Consider the following 23,084-nt stretch of genomic DNA (forward strand, 5'->3'; position numbering starts at 1 on the left):
TTGATTGAAATAATTAGTTGGCTCAGGGGGTATCCTGATGGGCTCGTTTTTCAGGCTTCTTGTTTTTGGTTACACCGGTTCCGAGGAGCAGCGACACAGGTTTCATGCCCTCATATTTGTCGGCTATCAGTTTTAAGATTGCCAGGAAGGGCACGAACAGGATCATGCCTGAGGCCCCCCACAAAATACCGCCCGCTACAATGGCCAGCAGCGTAAACAGCATGTTTACCTGCAGCCGGTAACTCACAGCCCACGGAAAAATAAGGTTGGCCTCCAGGTACTGCACCGCCGCAAACACAATCACCACCCCTGCCGGGTACCACACCGAGTCGTAGGTAATCCAGGCTACGGTCATGGGCAGTATGGCTCCAATGGAAATACCCACATACGGGATAAAGGTGAGCACAGAAGCCACCACGCCAAAAAAGATGGCATGCGGAATACCCAGCAGGAACAACCCCAGGCTGTTGAGCACCCCCACGATCAGGTACACGAGGGCCATGCCTTTTATAAAATCATAATAAGTGGTGATGGTTTCGCGCAGAATGGTTCGAATATTCTGATGAGAATCTTTTGGAAATAGCGAGTAAAGCGCTTCTGCCAGTTGCTCCCGGTAATACAGCAGCAGGGCCACATAGATCGGGATTAGCAGCAGCAGCACCACCGACACCACCGAGGTATACAGCACATTCTGAAGCAGGTTAAACACGGTGGTTCCCGCATCAGACAACATGCTTTCCAGCCATTGCGTTTGCCGGGGGGCATCTATATCGAGCTGGTGCTCCAGGTACGCGCTCAGCTTATGCCAGGTCTTTTGCAGCTTTTCGTACAGCATCGGCCACTCTTTCCCAAAACGCACCACCTGGCGGATCAGCACCCAGGTAAGCCCGCCCATGAGCACCAGCAGGCTCAGCAAACAAACCGCAATGGCTCCCCACCGGGGCAGGCCGCGCAGTTCCAGCCACTTACAAACCGGGTACAGCAGAAAACTGATCAGCAGGGCAAAGCTGAAGGGCACAAACAAAGAGCGGCCAAAATAGAGCAACACGGCCAGCAGCACCGTATAGTTGAGCAACTTTAGCCAGTTAACCGTAATGCCTCTATCCATAATATGAGTATATTGAGGGATGATTGCCTACTATTGCTAACGCACACCAAGGGCCTGGCAGCCAATTAAAAGTATAAAATATATCAAAAAGGAAATAACCCATAAACAGATGATCCAAAGGAATCTCCTGGCGCTCGCTCTCCTGCTCTGCACCTGCGTTTCGCTGCTGGCTCAGAAAATGCCGGCTATCAGCCAGGAAGAGACAACCCGTCTCATCAGAACGCTGAGTGCCGACGAGATGCGGGGCCGTGCCTCCTTTACGCCAGGCATAGACAAGGCAGCAGATTTTATTCAGCAGGAATTCCGGCGCATCGGCCTGAAGCCTATGGCGAGCGGCCTCCCAGGCGAAAGCTCAAACTTTAAGCAGACCTTTCAGCTGTATCGCCTCACGCCCGGCACGCCACAAGGGCAGGCAGATGGCACAGTGCTTAACGCCGAAGACATGTTTATCAATACCAGCCACCAGCACCTCAACTGGACCACCGACACGCAGCGGCTGGTACTAACCATTGGCGACAACCAGGAATTCAGGGAAACTTTCTCAAAAATAAACAGTCTTACCAACGATGTGCTGGTACTGGTAAACCCTGTACATGAAGAGACGTTCAGGGCATACCAGCACCACTTCCGGGCGGTTGGGGCCAGGCAGGAACTGGACAAGGGCAGCAGCAAAGTTTTTGTTTTATCAGACAAAACCGACTTTGCAGGCTATGCCGTCTCGGTTACCAACCAGGTGGAGCAGTTGCCACTGGCTAACGTGGCAGGCATGCTGGAAGGAAAACGCAAAAACGAGATCGTGGTCTTCTCCGGCCATTACGACCACATCGGCATGGTGGCACCGGTTGCCGGCGACAGCATCGCCAACGGAGCCGACGACAACGCATCGGGTACCGCCGCCATGATCATGCTGGCCAGCTATTTCGCAAAACAGCCCCAACCGGAGCGTACGCTTATTTTTGTAGCCTTTACGGCAGAAGAAATAGGCGGCTTTGGCTCCAGGCACTTTTCGGAGCAGCTCAACCCCGACCAGATCGTGGCCATGCTGAACATCGAAATGGTAGGCAAGCCCTCTAAGTTTGGTCCGAATACAGCCTACCTGACCGGGTTCGATAAATCGGACCTGGGCGTTCTGCTTCAGAAGCGGCTCAAGGGCACTCCCTACCGTATCTTTCCGGACCCTTACCCGGAGCAGAACCTGTTCTACCGCTCCGACAACGCCACCCTGGCCCGCCTCGGCGTGCCCGCCCATACCATTTCTTCGGTGCAGATAGACAAGGACGACACTTACCACACTGTGCACGACGAGTTTGAGCTGCTGCACATGGAGCACCTGACCAGCATGATCAAGGCCATTGCACTGGCAGCCCGAGGCATAGTAAACGGCCAAAACACGCCCACCCGCATAGAAAAGGACCTACTACGATAATCAACAGCCACAGACGCAGCAAAACGCAAGATTTTCAGTGAAAAACATGGTCCCGGAAATCATACAGACATGTTTGTCTCTTCCGAATGAGCAACAGGCTAATTAATGTGCTTATTAATGTGCTGATGTGCTAATTATTCCATTTGAAGATGAATGAATAGAGCAGGCATTAAACACTCATAATTCTTGACTTATGAAAGAGCCCTGTGTCTTAGGTCCTTATTAAAGAGCAGCAGAAAAGGCTCCGGAGGGCCATTTTCATTAGAATAATTGGAGTGCCTTGCATATTAAGGAGTATCTATACAGCCATTACCAGTTCCACTGACCATTGTGCTGCATCAGCCTTGGCTATCGAGCAAATCTCAGTCCCTGGCTTGAGGCGCCGGGGAAGGGACTCGCTATTTAAGAAGCCCGGTGTCACGTTAGCGGCAGCCAGAGCGAGAGCGAGTCAGAATGGGGGCCCCTGCGCGAACACAGCGTAAGGGCATCGGATAAACCGGCAGCGAAGACAGATGGAACCAATAGGTATCAGAATATCGATACCCCAATCTATGTTACACACTCCAATAACTCGGGCAAGATGCTGCGCGGCCTGGAACCCTGAAGGCAAAGCTTATCTCAGCCCCGCTCCAGTTGTAACTGCATAACTTTTTTTCTCAACCAAAAAGAATGGCCTGCGTTTTGTGTCCTTTTACTTTTCAAGCCGTAGTACCATATACAAAAAATATATTGCCACCCGCTATGACACGATTAACCCTTTCCCTGTTCTTACTCTTCCTGGCCATAGTCCCGGTTGCCTTTGCGCAGGAGCCTGTATTTACCTGGGGCACTGCCATAGATCGGGAGCCGCGTGAGCTTCAGAACATGCATGTGGTGGGCATAAGCCAGGATAGCGGCTTTTTTGCCACTTACACCGAGGAAGAAAAAACAACGCTGGAGCGCTACAACAGGCACCATCAGCGGATCTGGGCCACCGTACTGCTACCCAGGACACCCGAAAACCAGGCCGCAGTTTACCATGATGCCATTGTGCTGCAACACAGAGTTTACATGATCTCGACCAGCCTGAAAAAAGGAACCACTACCGTATTTGCCCAGGAAATAACGGCCAATGGCAATTATGTTCCTCAGATACAACCCCTCCTGCAGGTAAAACATGCAGGCAGCCTGCACCTGGCTACCACCCGGCTAAACGATCTGCTGCTGGCCACCCTCTCCGACCAGGAAAAAAAAACAACCACCGTTGCCTTGCTGGAGGCTAACCTGAAGCCTCGCTGGGAAAGGTCCTTTTCTACCAGGGCTGTCGCCGTACAGACGCACCTGCTTGATAATGGCACTGCCTATGTGCTGGCAAAGTCGCCTCCTGCCGAAGCTGCCGCCAAAAGCTACCTGCTGTACCGCCTCAAAGACGGCTCTAAACCTGACGAAACCGCCATTGGGCAGGAAAAGCAGCGGCCACTGCAGGCCAAAATCACCACCACGGCCTCCCAGCAGGTAGTTGTAGCCGGTTACTACAGTTCTGCATCCGAACCAACAACAGAAAACCCCGTGCTTGCCGGCACTTTTTACTACAGGTTTAACCAGGAGCAGCCCCGGAAAAAGGTGACACGCTTTACCCCTTTCAGTGCAGAGGAACTGATGAAGCACAACCGCTACAGACAAGACCCAGACAGCACTAAGTGGCTCCGCCACCTGCAACTGCAGCAACTCTTGCCGGTGCCGTATGGCGGCGTACTTGTTTTAGGAGAAGTAACGTACACGGCAGCTACTCCTGCCTCTTTGGTGCAGCACCAGGAAGATATACTGGCCGTGATGCTGGAGGAAGACGGCAGCCCCTACTACACAACAAGCATTTACAAGAAACAAGTCAGCCCGAACAACAACGAGAATGTTGGCTCTTTTATGGCCACTACCTCCGGCAATTACCTGCAGTTGCTTTACCTCGACTTCGAGTACAACTTTACCGAAAACGACAAACTGGTGATTGCAGGAGAGAATGCCAGCAACAAGGAGCCCGTGCTGATTACTATTTTATCGAATGGGGAGCAGCAGGTAAAACCGTTGCACCGTAGCCAGACAGGGCGTGAACAGCCGCATTTCTACCTGCGCCCGTCATCTGCTTACCGTATTTCAGAGAAGGAGTTTATTATACTCGGCATCGGGCCTGGCTATTACAAATATGGCCGGGTAAGATTTCAGTAGCACGATGGCTCACCTGCCGAAGTGCCCTGCCTGGGGATAAACTGTGAGGGAGCTGCGCACGGTAGTACAAAGCCGGGCAACCAGAGGAGAGATTAAATTATTTAAATGAATCTGGGCCTCCGGAGGTTAATTGGCTGCTGCTGCCGGCATTACAACGATGGCAGGTCGCTTGCCTTTACTTCCTCCAGGGTTATTTCCTGCGGCTCGTTAAACCGGCCGAGCTCAAAGGTATTATCCAGCCGCTCCAGGGAAATACGGTGTGTGGTGGCGTATATATTATAATCCTGAAAGCGGATTCCGCCCACCATTCTGGGGTTTTTGGCCTCCCAAAACTGCACCGCACCTTCCTTTTCGGGCGCATAGGCTATATAATCAAGCATGTGGGTCCGCTCATGAAACCAGCCTACCAGTTCCATTTCTTCGCCTGCTCCGTTTTTCTCGGGAGGCATCCGGAACCTGATTTTATGGTACATCTCGCCCTTCAGCTCTGTATTTCCTTCATAATCTATTTCTGAGGCATTGTTGAGGTTAAAAGGCAGTAGCGCCAGAAAAATCTCTTTCGATACAGAAGAGGCGACTTCCTCCGTCATTTCCTGGCTCATCTTCACCTCCTGATCGTTTACCGTACGGGTGAAGCCACTGTTCTGCACCACGTCGTGCACCCGCTGCCCCGAGTGGCCCTTAAAAGTGCGGCCGTACACAAAAGCGTCTTCATGGCGCAGCACCCGATACTGCACCCCACCAGTCCGGAAGGAAATGACACCCTGCTGGTAGCCGGCATGCCCGTGCGCTTTCAGGGCGTTCTCCACCACCTGCTTCGGGTCAGGCTCGGTAGGGTCGCAGGAGAATAAAAACAGCAGCGCTGATAACATCAGCCTGGAACCGGAATTTAAGCACTTCTGAACAACTGACATATTTGAAGAATCTCTATAAGATACCAAAGATACAAAGAACCTTACAAAGAACAGGCACCCTGCAGTAGCAACTTACGAATTGCCTGGCCCTGGTGTTGGGCGCCGTGCACACATGATTTGCCCGGTTATCAGCCTTTCCAGAAGCTACTGCCCAGGCTAAAATAGAGATGGCTGCACCTGGCTTGCAGCCATAAGCCGGAGCAACAGCCCCAAACGCAAACCGCACCGGCCCCTTAGGAAGAGCCGGTGCGGTGAAGGAAGCGTGTCGTTATAAAAGTTGCCTACTTTATAGCGGCAATAGCAAGCGACAATGTAAAGTTATCGTCGATGGCCTTGTCTCCCAGGTTATCGAAGAAGCTTTTGGAGCCATAACGGATGTCGTATTTGGCACGGTTTACCACTATATCGGCTTTGGCAGAGGCAGCTCCGTTTTTCACGGTGATAGTAGCCGGGAACTCGATCGGGTGGGTGATGCCTTTAATGGTGAGGTCGCCTTTTACGGTATAATTTGGCTTACCGGCTGCCGCATTCTTGGCAGGCGTAAGGCTGGTAATTTTAAACGTGGAGGTCGGGAACTTGTCTACGCTGAAGAAGTCGTCGTTTTTGAGGTGGCCGATCAGTTTGCCATTATACTCTTTGTCGGCAATGTCGGAGCAGGTAATAGAGTTCATATCGATTACAAAAGAACCTCCGGTTGGCTTGTTGCCACTTACAAGTATTTGCCCTTCTTTCAGCTTAATGGCGCCCATATGCTCACCAGTTACTTTTTTGGCATGCCATTTCACTTCGCTTTTTGCTGCTTCTACTTTATAAGCAACAGCTTTAGCGGGCGCTGCAGTAGTGGCTGTGGCAGCAGCGTTAGTAGTAATAGCAGTAGTGCCTGTAAATGCCGAGAACATAAACATGGCGGCAAATGACGCTAGGATTGCTGTCTTTTTCATTTTTGGATTTGTTGATGACTATACTTAAAGTCTATTATTTTTGATTACGCTACAAATATATGTACATACATTTAATGTACATATATTTTATTAAAATTTATTTTCAGCTCCACCCTACTCCCACCTGCCTGGAGCCTTCGGCGCATTGCATTGGCGGGCACAAAAAACCCTGGCTCCAGTTCAGGAGCCAGGGCAACAAAAGAATAAAGGTATTATGCGTATTATTTGCTGGCAGTAACATCCAGCGACACCGTAAATTCATCGGAGATAGCCTTGTCGCCGAGGTTATCGAAGAAGCTGTTAGAGCCGTAGCGCACATCGTATTGGGCACGGTCTACTTTCACGTCGGCTTTTGCCTTGGCCACCCCATTGTCAACCGAAATGGTAGCAGGGAAAGAAACCTGGTTTGTTTTCTCTTTTATAGTCAGGTCGCCTTCTACGTTGTAGTTGGGCTGTCCGGCAGTTGCATTGGCAATCGGTGAAATGTTTCTGATCTCAAAAGTAGCTGTAGGATAAGTCTCTACGCCAAAGAAGTCATCTGACTTCAGGTGGCCCACCAGTTTGCCATTATCTTCGGCAGCCGTAATATCCGTGTTTTTGATGGAGGCCATGTCGATCACAAACTTTCCGCCTGTTACCTGGTTATCGGCTACGTTCAGTTCGCCATCTTTGATATCTATAGTGCCAAAATGCTCTCCGGCCACTTTAGTTCCGTGCCACTTGGCCTCGCTCTCCTCGGCAACTACCTTATAGGTTTCGCCTTCAGCGGTAGCAGCTGCCAGTTCGGTGGTGGTTCCCTGCGTTTCGGTGGTAGCTGTGGTGCTGGAAGTGTCGTTACAGGCGGTAAGTGCCAGTACGGCAGCAAAAGAGGCTAAAATTGCGGTTTTCTTCATTGTTAAAATTTAATTGTTGGTTAATGTTTAATGTTTATTATGATCTTATTTTATCTAAAATTCGGTTCAGTTCGCGGGCTTCCGTCTCGGTCAAGTTGGCGATGCCAGTTCCTTTGCCACCTTCGCACCCGTCCATGGCCTTCAAAAGTTTCAGGGCCTTCTCCGTTATCAGCACATCAACCGTCCGGCGGTCTTCAGAGCATTGCTTCCTGGTAACCAGTTTCTTCGCCTCCAGCCTGTCTACGATCCGGGAGGCGTTGGATGTCTTGTCCATCATCCGCTCTATCAGCAAAGTGATGGTGGCAGGCTTAGGGTGCTGACCGCGCAGGATGCGCAGAATATTGAACTGAGGCAGTGTAAGTCCGTATGGCTTAAACAAAGCTGCCTGCTTCACCTGTAGCCGCGAAGAAGTAAATACCAGGTTTATGTAGGCCTTCTGATATTCGTCAATAAACTGCTCTTGTTTTATCTCGTCCTCTATTCTCACAATCACCTATTTTCAAATGGCGTCACAAATATATGTATATACATTTAATGTACAAACAAATAACTACAATAGTTTCAAAATGAGAAAAGTAAGGCTGGGAATGGCGAGAAATTATAATGCAAGGTAAGGTTATTGCTGCTCCCGGCAGGCAAATTCACCAGAGCCTGGGCATAAAAAGCCCGTTCTGCACCTGGCTCAGGCACAGAACGGCGTTTGCGGTAATTACCCGAGGTTTAGATAGCCGCTTTCTGGGCGACCACATCCAGCGAGACAATGAACTCATCGTTAATTGCCTTGTTGCCCAGGTCCTCAAAAAAGTTGCTGGAGCGGTACTTAATATCAAATTTGGTTCGGTCTATCACTACATCGGCTTTGGTTGTAACCACCCCTTCTCTCACAGCAATTATGGCCGGAAACGTGATGGCGTTCGTTATACCTTTTATAGTCATGTTGCCAGTTACGTTATAGTTGAGTTGGCCGGCTACCGCATTCGCCAGCGGTTTTACACTGGTAATTTTAAAGGTGGCAGTCGGGTATTTGGGTACATCAAAAAAGTCGTCGTTGAGCAGGTGCGCTCCTACCTTGGCATTGTCGGTGCACACCAGGCTGGTCATGTCGATAACAAAAGTGCCGGCTGTTACTTTGCTTTTATCGGCAGTAAGCTCGCCACTTTTTAGCCGAAGTGTACCGTAATGCTCTCCCACTACCTTTGCGGCTTTCCACTTCAATTCACTTTTATCCAGTATAACCTGGTAGGTTTTGCCTTTGGCCGGGGGTACCACTTCCGTTGTATCAGCAGCTGCCATATTGCCCGTTTCGGATGGCATGGTTTTAAAGGACGCGAAAATAGCTATTGCAGCAACGGCAGCAAAAAGTGTGTTCTTTTTCATGGGAAAGGCTGTTGATGGTTCGTTAATATCAGTCTCTGATTTTGTCGAGCAGGCGATTCAGTTCACGGGCTTCGTCTTCGGAGAGGCTCCGGAAACCCGGTTTCCCACTTACCTCCAGGCCATCCATTTCTTTGAGCAGCGCAAGCCCTTTGTCGGTAATCAGCACATCTACGGTGCGGCGGTCGTGTTCACACTGGCTGCGGGTCACCAGTTGTTTGGCTTCCAGCTTATCCACAATGCGCGAGGCATTGGAGGTCTTATCCAGCATCCGCTCTATCAGCAGGCTGACAGTAGCCGGCTTTGGGTGCTGCCCCCGGAGTATGCGCAAAATATTGTACTGAGGAAGCGTGAGCCCGTAGCCTTTAAACACGCTGCTTTGCGCCAGCTGTAACCACCCAGCAGTGTACACCAGGTTGATATAGGCTTTATGATACTCATCCTGAAAAGTGTGTTGCTTGATCTCTTCCTCTATCCTCATACCAGATTAACTTGTTGGGGGCGAAATTTTGATGGCAGCCATCTCACTCTTGCCCCACCTCTAATATATAAAAATCTATATTACTGCAAATAACTGAAAACGAATGTAATATTGCAGCAGCCTGCCTCTATTAAATTTCCATGGTCTGGCATGCACCTGATGCAACTGGTCGTAAATTCAGCCCCGGCCTGTTTGCGCCTCTGTACCAGCCCTTCTTACTTTAGATACAACAGCCCGTCTTTCTCGTTTATAAGCCCAAAGGGCTCCTCCTCCAGAATCAGGTAGCCGTCCAGGTCGGCAAAATCGAAGGAGCCACTCATTTGCATGGCCGACCAAATGCCGAGCGTGGTTTCTACCATACAGCCGATCATGGTCATCAGACCGTGCCGGCGGGCCTCCTTCAGCAGCCGCACCGCATTCAGGTAGCCGCCAGCCTTCATCAGCTTAATGTTAATGCCATGAAACTGGCTCCTGATCAGCTCCATCTCCACCTGGTCTGTTACGGACTCATCTGCCACAATCGGCAGCGGGCTTCGGTCTTTTATGTGCGCATAGGCCGCCACATGCGAGGCCGGCATGGGCTGTTCCACGAACAGCACACGGCGGGTATCCAGCTGCTCCAGAAAAAGCATCAACCCATCGGGATCGTGCCAGCCTTCGTTGGCGTCTATCACCAGGGGGCGCTCCACCACGCGCAGCACCTCCTGCACCAGGTCGAGGCCTTGCTCCCGGTTCACTTTCAGCTTAAGGCTCTGGAAACGGTGCAGCTGGTTCTTCTGCACGAACTCCGCTACCTCGCCCACCTCCATAATAGGCAGCGAAAAGCAGGTAGCCTGCCGGTGCGGCGCCTCCTGCCCCAGCAGCACATGTACGGCAATGCCTTTGTGCTGACAGAAATAGTGCAGGTACGCCGACTCCACGGCAAAGCGCAGCGAGTTAACCGGCGTATGCTCGGTAAGCAGCTCCAGCAGCTCCTCCATAGACCGCACCTTGCTCAGCCCTGCCATGAGCAGCACCTGGTACTGCTTGAGCAGCAGTTCCGGTGTTTCGCCATACCGGATATTAGGCGCCGCCTCTCCAAAGCCGCTGAAAGTGCCGTCAGACACCTGCACCAGGAAATTGGTTTTCTCGTTACTGGCATTTCGGGATATCTTCCAGGTATACTTCAGTTTGAGGTGAAGGGCTTCGATGCGCCAGTTTAGCATAAGTGTGAGCTATTATAAGCAGTTCAGGTGCTCAAGTTGCGTTAAAATAATTTAATTACCTATAGGTTCTCCCTGCCTTACAGGCTGGTTTTCAGATGAAATTGTTTGTAGCAGGCAGTGCTGCTGTTGCGGCTTACCCCCTTACTGCTTCACGATTTTAGCCTGGTACGTAGTGTGGCCAGCTACCATCTTCACGATAAAGACACCGGCAGGCAAATCAGCAACTCCAGCCCTTAGCGATTGCTGCACCGCCTCCTGGCTTCCTGCCACACCAAGCAGCTGCTTTCCGTTTACAGACCAAACCGACAGCATTACCTTATCCAGCGCGGCCACCTGCGCCGGCAGCTCTATCGTAAGCGGTTGTTCCTTTAGGGGGTTAGGATAAACCCGGAAGCTTTGCTTTGCAGCAGTGCCGGGGCTACTGGTTGCAACTGCTGCTGGGGTAACGGAGGCCCAGGTGGTGCCTACTCTTATCTCATCCAAGTAGGCTTTCGGGGAGTTGGTGCTGTTGCGGAGGCTTATAAGTGTGACTGAGGCTGGCCTGGTGGTGCCGCTGCTGTTGCTTACACCTTCTTCCGACTCCTCGCCTCCTAACTCCAGAGGGCTTACCCATAATGTGGCCACGGCATTGCCCGCAGCACGCATATCGTACTTCACCACCACCAGGTACGTTGTTTCATAAGCCAGGTCCAGCGGAAACTCCGTCTGGCTTGTGCTTCCGCCCGGAGCATTTTGTATGGCCAGCCTGAAGTTGTTCCTGGAGTTTACGCCTTTAATTCCGAGGCGCGCCAGGTGGGTGGTGGCGCTGCTGCCCAGGTGCAAAAAATAATCGAAGGCGGCGGTGCTGAGCTGCGTCCGGTCCAGCACCTGCAGCAAAGCTGAGTAATAGATAACGGAGGTGCCTGCCGGGAAAGCCAAGGGTGCGCTCACATCACGTGGCACATTGGCATTATCGCCGGGGAGCAGCACCTTATTACCTGCAGGGGCCTGCAGGCCAGTATAACTCAGACTACCTTCTACTATCGGAATAACGCCTGCCTTGGTATTGCTGTGGCTCGTCCAGCCATTATTGGTGGTGCCTGCAGCTTCAGTAGCACCGCCTATGTCTCCTGCTCCTTCAAACGGGTCGTAAAAAACCTGGGCGCTTGCCTGCCCGGTCATTAACATGAAACAATAAACAAGTAAGGTAGAAGTTAACTTTTGCCAGCACTGCTCCATGTTTTTTGCTTTTGAAGGTTTTCAGTTCATTTCAGTAAGTTTTGCAGCACTTGTGGCTGCTTGTAGTTTTTTTGAGAATAGCCCCTCTGTTCAACTCGAACTATTGGAGTACATAACATATGTTGGGGGATGCATATTCTGATACATCTTGGTTCCACCTGTCTTAGCCGGTGCTTGACCCAGTGCCCTTATACTATCTTGTTGCATAGTGGAAGTCTTAGCGCTCACGGCTGGGGAAGGGGCCCTCTATAAGCGGGGCCTCGTCCCTGGCCATCGGCGCTGTGTTCGCTCCTGCCAGGGGTGCAGGTGCCCCTTTTAGACTCGCTCCCGCTCAGGCTGCCTGCGGCACCGGACCTCTCAAATAGAGGGGCCCTTCCCCCGGTGCCTCAAGCCAGGGACTGGGATCTGTGAGGTAGCCAGAGCATTTTTATAATTAGCAATAGCTATATAGATACCCCAAAATATGTTATGCATCCAAGTTATTAACACATTGGCCCATTAAACAAATTATTCCAATCAAAAAGCCCCTCCGGAGGATATTCCTGCTGCTCTTATATCTTCTCCAGCGCCTGCTCTATGTCCCGGATCAGGTATTCAGCATCTTCCAGGCCAATGTAGAAGCGCACCAGGTTAAAGGGCAATTTGGGCTTTAGCTTACCTGGCGCATAAGAGGCCGCCAACGGGAAAATGAGCGACTCATGGCCTCCCCACGAAGCAGCCATCAGGAAATGCTGCAGGCTGTTGCAGAAGAGCTCCACTTTACCGATATCATCTGTTTTGAGCAGAATCGAGAACTGCCCGGTGTTATTGCGGAGCTGTTTTTTTGCCAGTTCGTACTGCGGGTGCGAAGGCAGGAAAGGGAACAGCACCTGCTCCACCTTTGGCTGCCCTTCCAGCCAGGCCACCACCTGCCGGGTTGTTTCGGCTACACGGGCCATGCGCACAGGCAGGGTGCGCAGCCCCCGCAGGAGCAGCCAGGCATCGTGCGGCGAGAGCACGGCCCCAAGGGGCATAAACTCCGACACAAAAATCTTGTTCACTACCTCTCTGCGGCCACACACTATGCCACCCATGGTGTCGGAGTGGCCGCCAATGTACTTGGTAGCCGAATGCACCACTATATCAACTCCCATCGCAATCGGGTTCTGGTTAATGGGGCTGGCAAAGCTGTTGTCTATAATGGTTACCAGGCCGTGCTCCTTGGCTATAGCCACCACCGCCTCAATATCCTGAAGCTCGAAGGTGTAGGAATTGGGGCTCTCCAAGTACAGTATTTTGGTGTTGGGCCTAATGGCATTGCGGTAGTTGGCGGCAGCAGTGCCATCGACCATGGTTACGTCTACTCCAAAGCGCGGCAGAAACTTCTGCATCAGCGCATTGGTCCAGGAGTAGGGTTTCTGCACACTCACCACATGGTCCCCAGCCCCGAGCTGCGAAAGCACTGCTGCCGATACTGCTGCCATGCCGCTCCCAAAAGCAATGGCATGCTCGGCTCCCTCCAGCGCAGCTATTTTCATTTCGAGCATGGTCACGGTAGGGTTATTACCCCGTGTATAGAGCGTTGCCTCCGGCTCCTGCAGCATCTTTTGCCGCAGGTCCTCTACCGTGCGGCTGGCAAAGTTGCTGGTCTGTATGATAGGCGGCGCCACAGCATTAAAATAGTGCTCCCGCTCCTCCCCCAATTCATTAATGATGTACGAAATATCCATGCCTTATCTTGAAAAGTGCCATATCCTCCTACATACTTTCCTAGTCGGTTGCAGGTTTTGCGGATCGTGATATTCTTATGAAATCCTACCTGATAAAAAAGCAGAACAACTTACTTATAATACTAAAAATATTAGCAAAATGAGTGATAAACAGGTTGATTAACAGGTTTTTATTTGTATATTACTGCTAATTTTATTAGTTTTATTGCAACTAACGCACACTCTTTTTTGTTTTAATTTTATGAAAGAGACAGAAGAAAACAACATCATTTCCTTATTTCCGGAAGAGCAGAAACAGCTGGATAAGGAGTGGCAGAAATCTATTCCGGCGCAGGTGTTTCTCAACTACTTCTTCGCCATAAACTACCACATAAAGAATTTTGATGCCGGAGGGCTTGAGCAGCTTCCCTTTTTCAGGGAAGTGCCTGCTCCGCTTGCCGAACAGGATATAGAAGCGATTAAACACCTGCTCCTGAAGAGCTGGAACACGGAGTATGCCCTGCGGGCCACCGCTGAGCTAGGAGACGAAGCCTATATCAGAAACGCCCTGCACTGGACCTTTCCGCAGGCTTACTATGCTGTGTTTGCCGGCTTGCAGGCCTTTCTGTATACCCGTCAGGTAAAGTCGGGCAACGAAGGGCTCGTAATGCGCGAGGCGGGACGGCTGGTCGTAAAAAATGCTTACCCGAGGGCCATCGGCTTTTATGCGGCCGGCCATTACAACGACTTCAGCGTACGCAGGCTGCCGCTCGCGCACTACAAGCCGGGCCTGCACATGGCTGGCAGGGAGCTGGAAGCGCAGGCGCAGATAGGGCAGTTTTTGCGCACCACCCGCCGCATAAAAGCCAAAGTGGTGAGGCAGCAGGTACAGGCAAGCCCGGCCATGGCCATCAGGAGCAGCCGGACAGGCGAGGTTCTGCAGAAATTTGGCCCACAGCACTGGCAGCAGCTCACCTGGCGCATGGGCTACACCACTATTTTTGACCTGCTGTCGCGGTTGCGGATATCTTCTTCGCACCGGGAGATTGAGCGGTTCGTACAGTCGGGTATCGATTTTAAGCTGTTCCATGAGTCGCTGCTGGAAATTGTGAGTTACCTGAACGGTATTCATGAGTGCTATGTGGCGCAGGCAATGGGGCTGCAGCAGTATGAGGCCTTTGTGGCGCAGCTTCCGCTCTACCTGCAACACTCTTTTGTGACTGCCAGGCTTCAGGAAAAGGTACGGCCGCTTTTGCAGAACAGCAGCGCCGGCCTGAACATAGCAGCATAAAATTTGCGAAGGCTTTCTTATTGCCCTTGCTGGTTTTGCCGGCAAGGGCTTTTTTAGGCTATGTAAAGCATTAGCCTGAGGAGCGGGTTTATTACGGGTACTCTATACCTGACTAAGGATTCCTCACTTCTCAATTGTAAAATCCAAATATTTTGAATGAAACAGCCCCTCCAGAGGCGCATTATGCTGCTCAGAGCCGTTTGCCTCCTGTTTTACAGAAGAAATAAATGTTATGGCAACGAACAGGAAGGAAAAAGAAGAAGAAAACCTGGCTGGCCTAGTCTGAGAATTATTGATGCTGGAGCCTAAACATTGGCTACAACTGGTCACACTTGGGAGTTTGTAAAATTGTCAGGAAGGGGATGAAACAGCAAATTGGCCCATAGGCACACCATTTACGGTAATTCTTTTCTCCATGGCTGCCAACCGTATACTGGCTTGTATATGGTGCGCCACCTCCGCAGACTGAATTGCACCTGTACGCATGCTGAGCAGTTTCCCGTTTTTCATACAAAAAGCAACCCGATGGCGGGCAATCTGTACACTTGCCACCTCATCCCACCTTACGCATTGCTCACTCCCAAAAACAGAGAGCCGGTAGCGCATTTGTTCAGGGTTCATGGAGAAGTAGGCGTCGTTCAGCTTGATTTTATCTAATCCGGTACAGAGGCAGACACTACCGGCTATGATGAGAGCAGCCGCGGCCATAGTCCATTCAAACCTGACCTCCTCCCGTAGCCACACCTCATTAAAGAGGGCAAATGAGCCTCCGCCAATAAAAAAAAGTCCTAATTTGGTAAAGAACACCTTCGTACTGCGAAGCTGTTTGTGGGGATACAGGTTTATGTACATATAAAATACAGTGAAGCGACTAGCTAAACCACGACCAGAATATCTTTTTTCCGCGCAATTTTCTTTATCTTTCTCGTGGCCTGCTGTAAGACAGTCGGGTTCTGAATTTTGTCAAGCCTCACTTCATGGCGCTCATCATTTTTCAGCACAAACAGCAGCCTGTCCTGCTCAAAATGGATCGAGTCTACCTCTTCCCACTCAAATTCCTCTTCCTTTTGCAAATGCACCGTCCGGTAGCGTACGCCACCCGATGTTAGCGTAAAATGCAGCCGGTACTGTGGCCGGTACTGGTACCACAGGTAACGGCAAAAGTAAGCTGCAAAAAACAGGTTCGACAGAAAAATCAGAAATCCTACTAAAAAGCCATTGGTATAGGCAAGGTAAAGCAACAGAATCAGGTTAACGGCTATAGCAGCATAAATGGCACTGCTCAGCCGTTGCTGCGCTTTCGGCTCCAGGGTGTAGGTATTCTCAAACAACTTTAAGCTAAAGTTCGGCATACCTTATAGGGTTATGTAGAATTAAACTTACGTAGAAAAAAACAATTCTCAAAACGAACGTCTATACAATTTTAAGCGGCCATACCTGATTCTGCTTCCACAATTCCGCGTCCATTTATGCAAGATCAGCAGATTTAAAGCCGTTTACAGACGTTTACAGCTATCCGCACATCCTGCCTTGGCTCCTTAATGCCGTCTAAAAAAAACAAAAACTCACCAGCAAACCAGATCATTCCCTGTTTTTCATATATTGATGCTCTATAAGGCACGCTCATGAAATTTAGAAACTACTATATTATAATTATAGCAGGAGTATTTTTACTGGCCTCCTGCCGGCAACAGCCACAACAAGGCGACAGCCTGGCACCTGCCCTAAACAAATTTCATGATGCCAGCTTAGTAACTATTTATACGTTGCAGGATGAACGAAAGACGACCGATCTGCTGCCTTACCTGAGCCACCCAAAGCCGCAGTTCAGGAAGGAAGCCGCCCTGGCCTTTGCCTCTGTCCAGGACACGCTGGCGCTGCCACCCCTGCTGTTGATGCTCTCCGATACCGCCACGGCTGTACGCGAGGCCGCTGCTTTTGCCATTGGCCAGATAGGGCACCAGAAGGCGGAGGACGGGCTAATCCAGCACCTAACGCAGGAAACCCAGCCGGCTGTGCAGGCTGCGCTCCTGGAGGCCCTGGGCAAGCTGGCTACCATGGCCGGAGCAGACTACCTGGCCACTTATAATGCTACAAACGCGACGGCTAAGGCCGGGCAGGCATGGGGGCTCTACCGCACGGGGTTGCGGAAGCTCTCCAGCATTAAGGCAACAGAACTAGCCGTGCAGCTACTGGCACAGCAGCACCAACCGGAGGTCAGGCTCGCAGCGGCTCATTACCTGGCCCGCACGCCCAGGATCGATCTTACCCAGTTCCGGCAGCCAATCCTGAACGCCGCCACCTCCGACGAGGCTCCTGAAGTAAGAATGGCGCTGGCCCAGGCCCTTGCCAAGATCCGAACCCGCGACAAGGCTCCTATTTTAGCAGGCATAGCCCAAAGCGACCCCGATTACCGGGTGCGGATAAATGCCATTCGCGCCATGGCGGGCATAGAAGATTTTAAGGAGATAGAACAAGCCGTGCTGGCAGCGCTGCAGGACAAAAACAGACAGGTAGCCGTGGCCACTGCTGAGTTTCTGGAGGCCAATGCGCGTTTTGTAGATGCTGGTGCTTTGCAAAAACCGCTCAGCCAGCTAAAAGACGAACGCGTAAAAGCAGGCCTGATGTGGGTTACCCTGCGCAACAGCGTGGTTAAAAGCAGGCTCAGCAACCAATACAGGCAACTCTACAGCAGCACACAAAACCCCTACGCCAGGGCGCACCTGCTAAAAGCCCTCTCCGCCGACTACAGCAACTACCAGTTTATTGCCACAGAGACCTTTGCCGCACCGCAACCTGTGGTAGCCACTTATGGCATAGAGGCGCTTGCCGCCATGCGCCAGCAGCCGGACTTTCCGCAGGCGCTGGAGCAGGAATTCGCCGCCCTGTTCAAAAAGGCAGTTTCTTCCGGCGATGTGGCACTCACAGGCATTGCCGCAGGCGTGATCCGCGAACCAAAACTGAATTTCAGAGGAGTGTACCAGGACATCAGTTTTCTGAAACAGGCGCAGCAAAAGCTGCAGCTGCCCCGCGACATGGAGACAAACATGGAGCTGCAGAAAACGATCGATTTCCTGAACGGCAAAACTACATCGCAGCCACCTCAGAACCCCTACACACACCCCGTTAACTGGAAACTGGTAAAAAACATTCCTACAGACCAGCTGGTTACCATCAGAACCGGCAAAGGAGATATTCAACTGCAGCTTCTGGTGGAGGATGCCCCCGGCACGGTCGCCAACTTTGTGGAGCTGACACAGCAAGGCTTTTTCAACGGGCTCAGCTTCCATCGGGTGGTGCCGAACTTTGTAGTGCAGGGCGGCGATAAGCGCGGCGACGGCTGGGGCAGCTCCGACTACGCTATTCGCTCGGAGTTTACCCTGCTCAGGTTCCGTGAAGGCTCTGTAGGCATGGCTTCGGCAGGCAAAGACACCGAGAGCAACCAGTGGTTTATCACGCACTCCCCCACTCCGCACCTCGACGGCCGCTACACCATCTTCGCCAAAGTAGTGCAGGGCATGGAGGTAGTGCACCAGCTGGAAGTCGGCGATGCGATTCTGGGTGTGGAGCTGGCCGAATAGCGAAATGGCTGCCTCAAAGTCTGGCCCTCCGCCACCGGACATGCCCCAATTCAAAAAATCAGCAGCAGAGGCAAGGGCTCCGGAGGGGCATTTTCATTGAAATAATTGTTGATTGTTGGTTGCTGATAGTTATAAGCCTGGTTTTTTGATTTGAAGATGTGGAGATTGGGAGATCCTGATATGAGTGGCAAGGATAGACTGACAAAAGTGATCAACTCTTCACTCAGAACTCTTCATTGAATAAAGCCCGGTGTGCTGCATCGTGAATCGTGATCCTAAAGTCTTGCGTCTTGTGTCCTTTTCGGCAGAAGCAGCAGAAACCTCCGGAGGTGCTTATCAATTAGAATAATTTGCGCGATAAGTCAAGCTGTTTGCGGCATCTGTCATTAACGAAATGACCTCTGTACCAGATCTTTGTATTTTAACAAAAAGACGAAGCTCATGGCGCATGGCAAAAATCATTACCTCGTATTAGGCGGCACAGGCAGCATCGGGTACGCCTTTACCCGGGAGTTACTGGCGCATCAGGAGCACACCACGCTGCTGGCCCGAAACACGCGGAAGGCCCAGAAGCTGTTCGGCGGCCACCCTTGCCTGACAATTGCAGAAGGAGACGCCAACAGCCCCGAACTCCTGAAAAAGCTGGCCGCTGGCGCCTCCCACATTTTCCATGGCATCAACTACCCCTACCCCGAATGGGAAGGAAATATGGAGCGCATAACACAGTATATCATAGAGGCTGCCACTCCTAACAAGGCCACGATCCTGTTTCCGGGAAATATTTACAACTACGGCCTCACGCAGCACATAACGGAGACCAGCCCCGAAGCACCCTGCTCCCGGAAAGGCCGGATCAGGGTGCACCTGGAGCAGCTTCTGAAAGATGCCGCTGCTGCCGGCAAATGCCATGTGGTTAACCTCCGGCTGCCCGACTTCTGGGGACCTAACGTCTTGAACGAAGGCATCGCCCCCATTTTCTGCGGGGCGCTGGCGGGCAAGGCCATGCCCTGGCTCATCCGCAACGACATTCCGCACCAGCTCGTGTACACACCCGATGCCGCCAAAGCCTTTTATCAGCTCTCCCAATTGCAGCCAGAGCTACCGCCGTATGCCCTGTATAATTTTGCCGGTGAGGTGGTGCCCTCCATTAGGGCATGGCAGCAGCAGATTGCGCAGCTGGCGGGCACCAGCCCCAGGCACAAAGTCTACAGCAAAGGCCTGGTAAGTTTTCTGAGTCTGTTTATGCCCCTGATGAGAGAGATAAAAGAGATGGCCTACCTGTGGGGCAACACCCTCCTGCTCCACGACGACAAATTACGCCACACATTGCCCCAACTAACTCCTACGCCTATGCCAGAAGCCATACAACAAACGCTTGCGTGGTTTCGGCAGCAGAGAGCGGGATAAGGAGTTCTTGCCGATCAAAAGAAATGCCCGTACCCGGAAAGCTTATCGCTTTTACAGGTACGGGCACCAAGACGTGGCCCGGCCAGGTTACAGAACCCTTACAGAAGTTCCAGCCCCTGAGCACCTAAGTACATGCCTGCCGCCATTATGACACAGGAACTTATTACTCCTAAGCTGATGGCCAGGAAAGCTCTCTTTCGTTCTATTTTAAAGACATTGGCGGCGATAGTGCCCATATAGGCCCCGGTTCCCGGCAGCGGAACCATTACAAAAATCATCAAACCCCAGAATCCATACTTCTGGTTGCTAGCTCCCACGCCGTTTTTGGCCCGCTTCGATAGCTTCACCACACTTTTACGATAAAGGCGGTTGGGCCATAATTTCTTATTAAACGAATCAATCAGCCAGATAAACAGCGGGTATATCAACAGATTACCGATTAATCCTATTAAAAATGCCCAGCCAATATGCACATCGTTTAAGATGGCATACGGAATTCCTGCACGAGCTTCACCCAAAGGCGATATACTGAGCAGGAAGGCAATTATGAGTACTTCAAACATGGATTCTTAAAAAGAAAAGCAAAGTTCAGCATTTTCGCTTACAAACTTCGTGCTAAATTGAAAATATTAACGAAAACGACCATCAGAAAGTTTATTTCTGCGGCAACAGCAGCTGCCCACTGTTTAAAAGGCACAAGGCTATGGCAGAACATACTCTGAAACAGGTAAGGTTCAATTATGTTCAGGTCATTTTAGCAGTTAAAACAAAGGCACGTTGACAATCTGCCGAAAGCTACGGGCAGAGTAATGAGAAGGCACTTCCGGCGTCTGAAAATTTATTCGGCAAAGGTGGCAGGCCAGGCCAAGCGCTGCCGGTACTGTGCAGGAGCAAGTCCGGTCCATTTTTTAAAGGAGCGGGAGAAGACGCTGGGCTCGGCAAAACCCAGCAGGTAGGCAATATCGGAGATGGTATTCTGGTTGTCGTGCAGGTGTTTCAGGGCAATTTCTTTCCGTACCTCATCCAGCAGGGTTTGGTAGGTTACGCCTTCTTCTTTGAGTTTGCTTTGCAGGCTGCGCACGCTCATGGCCATGTTCCGCGCCACGGTGTTAATGCCAGGTTCCTCCCCCTTCAGCAATTGGGTGATTTCGCGCTGCACCCACTCGCGAACGTTTTTTGGCTCCTTCAGCTTTTGCAGGTACTCCTGCGCATATTTCTCAAACATGAGGTTCAGCTCCTGGTTTGCCGTCACCACAGGCCAGGGCAGGCAGGCTGCATCGAGCACAAAACCGCTATGAGGCGCGCCAAACACCAGGGTAGCCGGCGCAAACAGGCGCTCGTGTGCTGCAATATTGTCTGGCCGGGGGTACACAAACAGCACCTGCTGCAGAGGCACCTGCTGCCCCACCAAAGCTTCAAAGGCGTTTTTGTAGATCACCAGTTCGCAGTCGAGGGCATGGCGCGGATTCTGCAGAAAAGAACTGATGACCTGCAACTTAACGTGCGCCTCCGGCCCCAGCACCTCCAGGCTCGTCCGGATGGCCTCGCAAACAATGTCCTGGTACTGGCAAAGCTTCAGAAGCGATTCATGCAGCGTGGCAGCGTTCATCATCACATAGGCAATAATGCCGGCTGATGTCGGATTTACTGCCTCCCCCACATGCAGCGCCAGGTCAGGGTCTTGTGTGGCAGCAATGGCAGCAAGCCAAAGCGCCTGCATGTTCTCTACCGGCACCCGGCCATTAACATCCTGCAGCTTTGCCGGCTCCAGACCGGCCTGCCGGCAAAGCGCTTCCGTGTCCTGCCCTTGCTGGCGAAGCACGTGTAGGAGCAGGTTTACAGCGGGAGCGCTGAGGGTATGGGTTTCTTCGGGCATAGCGATTTCAATACTGCCAAGATAATAAAAATGCGTGAGGCAGGCGCAGGAATAGGTTAGCCGACGATATCTTTATAATTTGGCCCATCGAGCGTGCAGCCTTTCGGGTAGTAGCAGCCGTGCCGACTTCCGGAGGGCCATTTTCATTAGAATAATTTGCCACAACAGGTCGATTATTCACGAGGCTCCCTATAATAGACTATTTATTCTTTCAATAAATCCTCCAATGGCATTAGAAGCAGACCTCGACGAACTTACCGGCAAAGAAGTAGCAAAAGCCTATGCGCTGCTCGACCCGGAAACAAACTGGATCGTCAGCACCGTTTTTCAGGTGGAAAACCTTTTTCTGCTGCTGAGCCTAGAACCAGACGAAGATGAAGTAAAGGTTGCCGTACTTTCGGCAGATGCGCTGGCCGCCGCCATTACGCACGAGCACTATGTTCAGAAGCCGATCGCCAACCAGAAAAAGAGCATCGCCTACATCTGGCGGCTCATCAACCAGCGCGGTTACCAGGATGGCGTACAAATTGAGTTCGACGACTTTCACCGGCTGAATGTGCAGGTCATGGCCGAGGGGTCGAGGCTGCTGCTCACCGTCTTTAACCGGATGTAAGAGCGTGTCTCAACAGAGACTCAACACAGAATTTAGAATAAGGAGTAATGACGGCACATTTACGCTTCTCTGACGTGAGCGTCATTAAAGTCAATTATTCTAATCAAAAAGCCCTTCCAGTACTCTGACTACTGTCATTTCTGTTGCTCATGTGCAGTAGGGGCAATTTTGATTCTCTTTCTTACCTGCCATTGTTCTGTCATTATATCATAGATAACACATAAATATTATCTATCTTCGATAGTAATTTTTTGTTTTATTCCAATTTTCCATAGGCTATTTCAATTGTAGGTAATTTTGAAGCAATTTTTTCATAAACTTATCCCACTATTCTTTCTACTACAATTATTTTCCTGTAAAGAGAATAGCATAACTTCCAAAGAAGATCAAGTAGTTTTTGAATGCCTTGTAAATGGAAAAACTTACCAAGCGAAAGGCAATCCATCCCTTAGCCTATATCCAAGATTAGTAGGTCAACAAGGATATTATGCCTACTACCAAAGGTGGCAACAACGAGACAACTTTGGTCTGGTGGCCTATGATTTAACAGCACAGCCTACAACCTCCATTGGTATTTTTACAAACAACTTAATGCTGGAAGTAGGCAAAACCTATGACTTGGTTCCCGGAAACACAGATGGCTCCGCAACCGCTGATTATATGGCAGGTAAAGAAGACAAGTACACTATAATTTCTTCTCTGAGAGGTGAACTTACCATTACAAACCTGGACGAGCAAGAAAAGACTGTAGGCGGTACCTTCTGGTACGATGCTGTTAACGCAGAAGGTAGTAAGGTAGAAATCAGGGAAGGCCGCTTCAATGTGTCCTATTTAGAAAGAATCTGGTTCAATAGGTGGTAGCAGAG

The 23,084-nt window shown here is 51.1% G+C and carries 21 protein-coding genes; 7 read left to right on the plus strand and 14 right to left on the minus strand.

What is annotated here, in order from left to right; all coding sequences use genetic code 11:
- Positions 1 to 22: 22 nt before the first annotated feature.
- The gene (locus FJM74_RS02175; RefSeq protein WP_187260926.1) at positions 23 to 1,108 is read right to left on the minus strand and encodes an AI-2E family transporter; all 1,086 of its coding nucleotides are present in this window, start codon (positions 1,106 to 1,108) and stop codon (positions 23 to 25) included.
- Positions 1,109 to 1,217: 109 nt separating this feature from the next.
- Between FJM74_RS02175 and FJM74_RS02180 the strand changes: the two genes are divergently transcribed.
- A complete protein-coding gene (locus FJM74_RS02180) occupies positions 1,218 to 2,534 on the plus strand; it encodes a M20/M25/M40 family metallo-hydrolase (protein WP_187260927.1) in 1,317 nt (438 codons plus the stop codon).
- A gap of 741 nt (positions 2,535 to 3,275) precedes the next feature.
- Positions 3,276 to 4,736 (plus strand): hypothetical protein, encoded by a 1,461-nt coding sequence (locus tag FJM74_RS02185; protein ID WP_187260928.1) that lies wholly within the window; start codon positions 3,276 to 3,278, stop codon positions 4,734 to 4,736.
- Between the two features lie 149 nt (positions 4,737 to 4,885).
- Here FJM74_RS02185 and FJM74_RS02190 read toward each other — a convergent pair whose 3' ends face one another.
- The 9 genes from FJM74_RS02190 to FJM74_RS02230 form a co-directional block, all read right to left on the minus strand.
- Entirely contained in the window at positions 4,886 to 5,608 is a 723-nt protein-coding gene (locus FJM74_RS02190; RefSeq protein ID WP_187260929.1) for a DUF6503 family protein, read from the minus strand.
- Between the two features lie 323 nt (positions 5,609 to 5,931).
- Positions 5,932 to 6,591 (minus strand): YceI family protein, encoded by a 660-nt coding sequence (locus FJM74_RS02195; protein WP_187260930.1) that lies wholly within the window; start codon positions 6,589 to 6,591, stop codon positions 5,932 to 5,934.
- A 221-nt stretch (positions 6,592 to 6,812) separates the two neighbouring features.
- The gene (locus tag FJM74_RS02200) at positions 6,813 to 7,484 is read right to left on the minus strand and encodes a YceI family protein (protein WP_187260931.1); all 672 of its coding nucleotides are present in this window, start codon (positions 7,482 to 7,484) and stop codon (positions 6,813 to 6,815) included.
- A 37-nt stretch (positions 7,485 to 7,521) separates the two neighbouring features.
- Positions 7,522 to 7,971, minus strand: coding sequence for a MarR family winged helix-turn-helix transcriptional regulator (locus FJM74_RS02205; protein WP_187260932.1), 450 nt, complete (start codon positions 7,969 to 7,971; stop codon positions 7,522 to 7,524).
- A 233-nt stretch (positions 7,972 to 8,204) separates the two neighbouring features.
- Complete coding sequence (locus tag FJM74_RS02210; protein WP_187260933.1) at positions 8,205 to 8,861, minus strand: YceI family protein; 657 nt, start codon at positions 8,859 to 8,861, stop codon at positions 8,205 to 8,207.
- Positions 8,862 to 8,889: 28 nt separating this feature from the next.
- Entirely contained in the window at positions 8,890 to 9,339 is a 450-nt protein-coding gene (locus FJM74_RS02215) for a MarR family winged helix-turn-helix transcriptional regulator (protein WP_187260934.1), read from the minus strand.
- A 215-nt stretch (positions 9,340 to 9,554) separates the two neighbouring features.
- Entirely contained in the window at positions 9,555 to 10,544 is a 990-nt protein-coding gene (locus FJM74_RS02220; protein WP_187260935.1) for a dipeptide epimerase, read from the minus strand.
- Between the two features lie 141 nt (positions 10,545 to 10,685).
- Positions 10,686 to 11,711: a T9SS type A sorting domain-containing protein gene (locus FJM74_RS02225; protein WP_187260936.1), complete on the minus strand. Its 1,026-nt coding sequence runs from the start codon at positions 11,709 to 11,711 to the stop codon at positions 10,686 to 10,688.
- A gap of 602 nt (positions 11,712 to 12,313) precedes the next feature.
- Positions 12,314 to 13,471 (minus strand): trans-sulfuration enzyme family protein, encoded by a 1,158-nt coding sequence (locus FJM74_RS02230; RefSeq protein ID WP_187260937.1) that lies wholly within the window; start codon positions 13,469 to 13,471, stop codon positions 12,314 to 12,316.
- Positions 13,472 to 13,712: 241 nt separating this feature from the next.
- Here FJM74_RS02230 and FJM74_RS02235 point away from each other — a divergent pair, with 241 nt between their 5' ends.
- Positions 13,713 to 14,741: a hypothetical protein gene (locus FJM74_RS02235; protein WP_187260938.1), complete on the plus strand. Its 1,029-nt coding sequence runs from the start codon at positions 13,713 to 13,715 to the stop codon at positions 14,739 to 14,741.
- A 351-nt stretch (positions 14,742 to 15,092) separates the two neighbouring features.
- On the opposite strand, the gene FJM74_RS02240 is transcribed toward FJM74_RS02235, so the two are convergent.
- Together FJM74_RS02240 and FJM74_RS02245 are read right to left on the minus strand one after the other, a co-directional pair.
- Positions 15,093 to 15,593, minus strand: coding sequence for a hypothetical protein (locus tag FJM74_RS02240; RefSeq protein ID WP_187260939.1), 501 nt, complete (start codon positions 15,591 to 15,593; stop codon positions 15,093 to 15,095).
- A gap of 23 nt (positions 15,594 to 15,616) precedes the next feature.
- Positions 15,617 to 16,093, minus strand: coding sequence for a hypothetical protein (locus tag FJM74_RS02245; RefSeq protein WP_187260940.1), 477 nt, complete (start codon positions 16,091 to 16,093; stop codon positions 15,617 to 15,619).
- Positions 16,094 to 16,366: 273 nt separating this feature from the next.
- On the opposite strand from FJM74_RS02245, the gene FJM74_RS02250 reads away from it, so the two are divergent.
- Positions 16,367 to 18,322, plus strand: a complete 1,956-nt coding sequence (locus FJM74_RS02250) for a peptidylprolyl isomerase (RefSeq protein WP_187260941.1) — start codon at positions 16,367 to 16,369, stop codon at positions 18,320 to 18,322.
- Positions 18,323 to 18,763: 441 nt separating this feature from the next.
- The gene (locus FJM74_RS02255) at positions 18,764 to 19,729 is read left to right on the plus strand and encodes an NAD-dependent epimerase/dehydratase family protein (RefSeq protein WP_187260942.1); all 966 of its coding nucleotides are present in this window, start codon (positions 18,764 to 18,766) and stop codon (positions 19,727 to 19,729) included.
- 98 nt (positions 19,730 to 19,827) lie between these two features.
- Here FJM74_RS02255 and FJM74_RS02260 read toward each other — a convergent pair whose 3' ends face one another.
- A complete protein-coding gene (locus tag FJM74_RS02260) occupies positions 19,828 to 20,292 on the minus strand; it encodes a COG2426 family protein (protein ID WP_187260943.1) in 465 nt (154 codons plus the stop codon).
- 275 nt (positions 20,293 to 20,567) lie between these two features.
- A complete protein-coding gene (locus FJM74_RS02265) occupies positions 20,568 to 21,605 on the minus strand; it encodes an AraC family transcriptional regulator (protein ID WP_187260944.1) in 1,038 nt (345 codons plus the stop codon).
- A 226-nt stretch (positions 21,606 to 21,831) separates the two neighbouring features.
- On the opposite strand from FJM74_RS02265, the gene FJM74_RS02270 reads away from it, so the two are divergent.
- The gene (locus FJM74_RS02270) at positions 21,832 to 22,218 is read left to right on the plus strand and encodes a DUF6334 family protein (RefSeq protein ID WP_187260945.1); all 387 of its coding nucleotides are present in this window, start codon (positions 21,832 to 21,834) and stop codon (positions 22,216 to 22,218) included.
- A 297-nt stretch (positions 22,219 to 22,515) separates the two neighbouring features.
- Positions 22,516 to 23,079, plus strand: coding sequence for a DUF6252 family protein (locus FJM74_RS02275; RefSeq protein WP_187260946.1), 564 nt, complete (start codon positions 22,516 to 22,518; stop codon positions 23,077 to 23,079).
- The last annotated feature ends 5 nt before the right edge of the window (positions 23,080 to 23,084 follow it).

The sequence above is a fragment of the Pontibacter beigongshangensis genome, assembly GCF_014332515.1.
Classification (GTDB): domain Bacteria; phylum Bacteroidota; class Bacteroidia; order Cytophagales; family Hymenobacteraceae; genus Pontibacter; species Pontibacter beigongshangensis.